The 6,828-nt window shown below is 66.3% G+C and carries 2 protein-coding genes; one reads left to right on the forward strand and one right to left on the reverse strand.

Features of this window, described 5'->3' with window-relative positions; translation table 11 throughout:
* Positions 1 to 49: 49 nt before the first annotated feature.
* Entirely contained in the window at positions 50 to 3,865 is a 3,816-nt protein-coding gene (locus tag MUO23_13730; GenBank protein ID MCJ7514010.1) for a GAF domain-containing protein, read from the reverse strand.
* Between the two features lie 232 nt (positions 3,866 to 4,097).
* On the opposite strand from MUO23_13730, the gene acnA reads away from it, so the two are divergent.
* Positions 4,098 to 6,821 carry an aconitate hydratase AcnA gene (gene acnA / locus MUO23_13735; protein MCJ7514011.1) on the forward strand — a complete coding sequence of 908 codons (2,724 nt, stop codon included), beginning with the start codon at positions 4,098 to 4,100 and terminating at the stop codon, positions 6,819 to 6,821.
* Positions 6,822 to 6,828: the final 7 nt, after the last annotated feature.

A 6,828-nucleotide genomic window follows, 5' to 3' on the forward strand; every position in this document is an offset into this window, starting at 1 on the left:
CGCGCGAACACGGCGATAGGCAGGCCGTCGATCGGGGGATGGGGTTGGGTTAGCCTGGCTGGTTGTGGTTGGCCGCCGGCGCATGCGGCAGCCAGATGGTGAAAGCCGTGCCCATGCCGGGAGCGCTTTCCAGCGTGATCCGCCCTTGATGCCGGCGCAGGATCTCCTGGCAGATAGCCAGCCCCAATCCGGTCCCGGGCACACCTAGCTGTCGGCTGGCTGTGCCGCGGAAGAAGCGCTCGAACACCCTTGGCTGCTCATCCGGCAGGATCCCCGTTCCGGTGTCAGCCACCGTCAGTGTGATCCAGGAATCCGCCTCGCCTGGAACCAGCCGGGTCGCGACTCGGATCGACCCACCCTCCGGCGTGTAGTTCATGGCATTCGTCAGCAGGTTGGCCATCACCTGGTTGAGCATGTGCTCGTCCACATACACCACCGGCAGATCAGCCTGAGGTTCAAACAGCAGCTCGATAGAATGGTCGGCCAACAGGCGCCTGCGGTCGTCCACCAGGCTGCGGGCCATGATGTTCAGGTCCACTGGCCGCCTAGTCATGGCGGCCGTTCCGGCGTCCAGGCGTGAGATCGAAAGCAGGTCCTCGATCAGGTCCACCAAGCGGTCGGTCTCTCGGTTGAGGGTCTTCCTGTACTCCTGGGCTTTCTCACCCTGCGCCGTCGCCAGGAGTTCCAGGTAGAGGCGGATATTGGTAAGCGGTGTCCGCAGCTCGTGCGATACGTCGGCTACGAATCGCGTCTTGAGCTGATCGGCCTCGCGGGCCGCCTGCAGCGCCTCGGCCAGCTTGGCCGTGCGTTCGGCCACCATGTTTTCGAGTTGCGATGTGTACTGGCGGAGTCGATCGTACAGTGCGGCATTTTCGATGGCGATCGAGAGCTGGTCGGCGAACAAAGTCAGCAGGCGCAGATCGCTCACCGTCAGCCCCCCGCGCACCGGTGACTCGATGTTCAGTACACCGACCACCACCCCGCCCTTGTGCAGCGGGACGGCGATCTCGGACTGGGTGTCGGCCAGGGCGGCATGGTAGTCCACATCCTGCGATACATCCGGCAGGAAAGCCGGCTGGTCGGTTGCTGCCACACGGCCGATGATGCCGCGGCTGATGGGCACGGTGGTGCCCACTTCCTGCAGCGCGCCGCTGGACGCCTCGACCTTGAGTTCCTGGCCGTCAACCAGCAGTAGTTCGGCGCGGGGATAGCCCAGAACACTGCTGACCTGCTCGATCACTTCCTGCAGCAGCTGGCGCAACTCGAGACGCTGGTTGATCACCCGGCCTACCTGCTGCACGGCGGTCAACTCGGCCAGGTTGCGCTCGATCTGTTCGAAGCGGCGGGCGTTGAGCAGTGCCAGGCCGAGCTGCTGGCAGATAGCTTCCAGCATTTCCAGCCCGCCTTCGTCGAAGACCTGATCGCCGAAAATGGTCACCACTCCCAGCAGCTGGCCTCCAGCCAGGATCGGCGCGGCCAACGCCGAGCCGCCCCCGGCGTCCACCTCTGGGATTCGCGCCCAGCGCTCGTCTTGGAGCACATCGCGGATCAGCACCGGCAGGCGGTGGGCGGCGACCCAACCCTGCAGCCCACGGCCGGGGGCGGTGTTCAGCAGGCGCTCGAGCTCGAGGCGGTCGAACGCGGTCAGCTGGTGGCCGGCGACGATCCGCAGCTCGCCGCTCTCGTCGTCATACAGACAGGCCGTGGCCGATTTGCCGCCCAGGTGCTCCGTAATCAGCACCAGCGCCCGTTGCAGCACGTCCGTCGGGTCGAGCGTCGTCGAGATCTGGCGCATCAGCACATACAACAGTTCTTGCTTGCGGCGCTCGGCATCCATCTGTTGGTACAGGCGCGCATTGTGAAGGGCGATGGCCACCTGATCCTCGAGCAGATCGAGCAGCAACAGCTCCTCGGCGCTGAACTCATGTGGGCGCAGATAGGCGACATTCATCACGCCCAGCACGTGCTCGCCCATGCAAATCGGGACGGCGATGATGGCGCCATCCCAGTTCCAGCCCTCGAAAAGAGGGTGCTCCAAGGTGCTGGGAACGACGATCCGTTCACGCCGGCTGACGGCGGTGCTGGCGATACCCTCCGGCCGCGGCCGGGCCTGCGGTTCCTGCTGCTGCTCGCCGGCCCAGCGCGCAGCTGCGAAGCGCAGTTCGCCTTTGTCGACCAGGAAGATTTGTGCTTCGTCAGCCGCCAGCATGTGCAGCGCCGAGGTCAGGATGGTCTCCAGCACCGGCTGCAGTTCCAGCGATGACGTCATTCGCAGGCTGGCCTCTCGCACCGCTTCTAGGGCCGCGCTGTGCCGCCGCTCCCGTTCGAAGGTGCGCATGCGGGCGATCGCCAGCGCCACCAGGTTCGCGCCCTGCTCGGCCAGCGCCACGTCGGCTTTGCGCAACCGGCTCCCGCCGCGGAAGATCACCTCCGCCGATCCCAGCCACTCGCTGCCCGTCATCAGCGGGACCAGCAGAAGGCTGGGCTGGGGGGCGGCGCCGGCCGGGCTGTCGTTGCGGCGCACCGCTGCCGGAAGCTCCTCCATCTGGATGGGATGGCCGAACCGCAGCACCTGAAGCGCCAGCTCGGTGCCGAGGTCCGGGGAGATCTCCTCCGCCAGATTCGTGCCGGCACCGGTGGCGGCGGCCAGGATGGCCTGCTCTCTCTCCCCCTCCCACAGGCGGATGCAGCAGCCGTCGGCCTCCACCAGGCGGCACATCCGGTCAGCCAGGGAAAGCAGCAGCTGGTTCAGATCCGTGGCCAGCAGAGCGGCGTACGTGATCTCATGCAGCAGCGAGAGTTGGCCAAGGCGAACGTGCCCTTCTTCAAAGGCTCGCGCGCTCTGCAGCACGACCGCCGTTTGATTGGCAAACAGCTCGAGCAGGTCAACGTCAGTCTGGGTGTACGGCATCTGGTCCGAGGATCGGGTGAGATCGAGCACGCCGAGGAGCTGGCCCTGCCAGATCATGGGTGCGCCGATCACGGCCGCGAATGAGTGGTCCCCCTCGAAGGCTGACGATCGGTTCTGCCAGGCATGGTAGTCCGGCACGATCAACGACTCCCCGGCCAGGGCCACAGCTCCGGCAAGACCCTCCCCGAAGGGGAGGACGGTATCCGTATAGTCGCGGCCAATGCCGATGCTGACGACACAGCGCAACAACCGTCGTTCGTTATCGGCGAGGTAGATCGCCCCACCCGTGCTGCTCAGCAAGCCGGCAGCTTTGCGGCAGATATCCTGCAGCAGCGTTGGAACATGCCGCTGCGAGATCATCGCCTCAGTCAGCTCGCGAATGACATCCAGCTGGCGCATCTGCAATAGGTGTTGCTGCTCGACCATCAGCCGGTGGATCCCGTGCGCCAGGTCGTCGGCGGCGGCCTGCAACACCTCGACCTCCGATGAATCGAAAGCATTGGGGTCGTGGGAATAGACCGTCAACGCCCCGACGGAGTCTTGACCGAGGCGCATCGGGATCGCCACCACCGAGGCCAGGCGGTGTTTGCGCAGGTACTCCAGCCAGGTGACCATATGAGGCGAGGTCTCGACGTCGCGCACGATCATGGCCACCCGCTCGCGAATTGCCGTGCCCGTTGGGCCCTGACCGGTCTCCAGGTTATCCCAGGTGATGTAGATCGAGTCGAGGTAGGCGGCCTGGATGCCAGCCCGCGCCACAGGCTGGACAACCGTGTCGCCCTCGCGGGCCAACCCGATCCATGCCAGAGGGTAGTGGCGCACGCTCACCAGCAGCTGGCAGAAGTCGGACATCAGCTGCCGTTGATCGCTCGATCGAACCATCAGCTGTCGGGCTGCAGTCAGCAGCTCCAGCGTTTCCCGCATGCGGGTGGTTTGCTCTTCGGGCACGCTCATGAACCGCACAAGGGCTGAGCCGGCAGGCCGGGGCTGGGTTGGATCTTGGGCGAGAGGGGCTTGGAGAGACGCGGGCCACGGCTCAAGAAGCGCCGCAGTGTCAAACCCAATCGCAAGCAGACGGAACGGTTCACCATTCGGCTGACGGGGCGAGTAGTTGGATTATACTTGGCTCCCGGCGCTTTGCCCGTCGGCGCATTCCCTCCGGGCCGCAATCGAGATGGAGAGACTCATGAGGGCCGACCCCTTCGGGGCACGACGCCAGATTTCAACTTCTGCCGGGCCGGCGACGATCTTTCACCTGCCGGCCCTTGGCCGCGCCGGCCTCACCGATTTGGATCGCCTGCCGTACACGATCCGCGTACTGCTTGAGACTCTGCTGCGGCAGGTCAACGGTCGCGAGATCACCGAGCAGGACGTGCTGTCCCTGGCCGCCTGGCAAGCCCACTCCCAGAACCGTCCTGAGGTCCCCTTCTTGCCGGCACGGGTGCTGATGCAGGATTTCACCGGCGTGCCGGCGATTGTTGACCTGGCCGCCATGCGAGCCGCGCTGGCCCGCCTGGGCGGGGATCCGCGCAAGATCAACCCTCGGGTGCCGGTCGATCTGGTCATCGATCATTCGGTGCAGGTGGACTTCTTCGCCTCGCCCGAGGCCTTGCGGCGCAACGCCGAACTCGAGTTTCAGCGCAACCGGGAGCGTTTCGAGTTCCTGCGCTGGGGCGAGCAGCGCCTTGAGCATCTGCGCGTCGTCCCGCCGGCAACGGGGATCGTCCATCAGGTCAACCTGGAGTACCTGGCCAGCGTGGTGCACGCTGTGCAGGCCGAGGGGGAGGTCGTTTTGCTCCCCGACACCGTGGTCGGCACTGATTCCCACACCACCATGGTCAATGGGCTCGGCGTCTTGGGCTGGGGAGTAGGGGGCATCGAAGCCGAGGCGGTCATGCTCGGCCAGCCGATCGTGATGGCGGCGCCGGATGTCGTCGGCGTTCACCTGGCAGGCGCCCTACCCGAGGGCACGACCGCCACTGACCTGGTCCTGACCGTCACCCAGCAGCTGCGGGCCTATGGCGTCGTCGACAAGTTTGTGGAGTTCTTCGGCCCGGGCGTGGCCTCGCTGCCACTGCCGGATCGGGCCACCCTTGCCAACATGGCCCCCGAGTACGGCGCCACCGTTGGCTTTTTCCCGGTGGACGACGAGACCCTGCGCTACCTACGCCTCACCGGCCGCCCGGAGGAGCTGCTCGACCGCGTCGAGCGCTATACCAAGGAGCAGGGCTTGTTTGCCGGGCCGGGTTCGCCCCCGCCGGAATTCACCCACGTCTTGCGCCTCGATCTCGCCAGCGTGGAGCCCAGCCTGGCCGGCCCGAAGCGGCCGCAGGATCGGGTCCCGCTGTCCGATCTCCAGCAGCAGTTCCGTTCGGCGCTACAAGCGCCGACTTCGAGCGACGGCTACGGCCTGCCGCCGCAGTCGCTAGACCAGAAGGCGACCGTCGGCAGCAACGGCTCGAAATCCGAGATCGGGCACGGAGCGGTCGTGATTGCGGCCATCACCTCCTGCACCAACACCTCCAATCCATCGGTGATGATCGCCGCCGGCTTGCTGGCCCGCAATGCCGCCGCCCGAGGCCTGTCACCCAAGCCGTACGTCAAGACCAGCCTGGCGCCGGGCTCACGGGTCGTCACCGAATATCTGGAGCAAGCCGGCCTGATGGAGCCGCTGGCGCAGCTTGGGTTCAACGTGGTCGGCTACGGCTGCACCACTTGCATCGGCAACAGCGGCCCGCTGCCGGGCGAGGTCATCCGCGCCATCAACGAATCCGGCCTAGTGACGACGGCAGTGCTCTCCGGCAATCGCAACTTCGAAGGCCGCATCAACCCGCATGTGCGCGCCAGCTACCTGGCCTCGCCGCCGCTGGTGGTCGCCTACGCCTTGGCCGGGACCACCGATATCGACTTGCGCCGCCAACCACTGGGAAGCGGAAGCGACAACCTGCCGGTGTACTTGAGGGACATCTGGCCCTCGCAAGCCGAAGTGCAGCAAGTGCTGCAGGCGGCGCTCAAGCCCGAGCTGTTCCGCCAGCGGTACGCCGAAGTCTTCACGGGCAACCCGGCATGGAACGCCCTCCCCGCTCCGGGCGGCGACCTGTTCCCCTGGTCGCCGGACTCGACCTACATCCAGGAGCCGCCCTTCTTCCAGGACTTCCCCCTGCAGGCATCGGAGCCCGCCAGCATCCTGGGGGCGAGGGTGCTGCTTCAGCTGGGCGACTCGGTGACCACTGACCACATCTCGCCGGCTGGCGCCATTCAGGCCGACAGCCCGGCGGGGATGTTCCTGATCGAGCACAAGGTGCAGCCGCGCGACTTCAACTCGTTCGGCGCTCGGCGCGGCAATGACCGCCTCATGACGCGGGGAACCTTCGGCAACATTCACTTGAAGAATCTACTGGTCCCCGGCACCGAGGGCGGGGTCACCGTGCACTTCCCCGACGGAGAGCGCATGAGCATCTTCCAGGCTTCGCTGCGCTACCGGAGTGAGGGTTTGCCGCTGCTCCTCCTGGCCGGCAAAGAGTATGGCACTGGATCGTCGCGCGACTGGGCCGCCAAAGGGCCCGCCCTGCTGGGGGTTCGGGCCGTCCTCGCCGAATCCTACGAGCGCATCCACCGATCGAATCTCGTCGGCATGGGGCTTCTCCCGCTGCAGTTCCTGCCCGGCCAATCCGCCCAATCCCTCGGGTTGACCGGAAGCGAGGTCTTCGATCTGGTGCTGCCGGAGTCCGGGCTCCAGCCCGGAGGTGAGATTCGCGTCCGGGCCGCTGCCTCCGACCGGACGGAGATCGCCTTCGCCGTCCGGGTTCGCATCGACACCCCGATCGAGCTCGACTACTACCGCCACGGCGGTGTGCTCCACATGGTCCTGCGCAACCTGCTCCAGCCAAGCGCCGACAGCCCGCCGTAGGTCGCAC

This window comes from Anaerolineales bacterium (assembly GCA_022866145.1).
GTDB lineage: Bacteria > Chloroflexota > Anaerolineae > Anaerolineales > E44-bin32 > PFL42.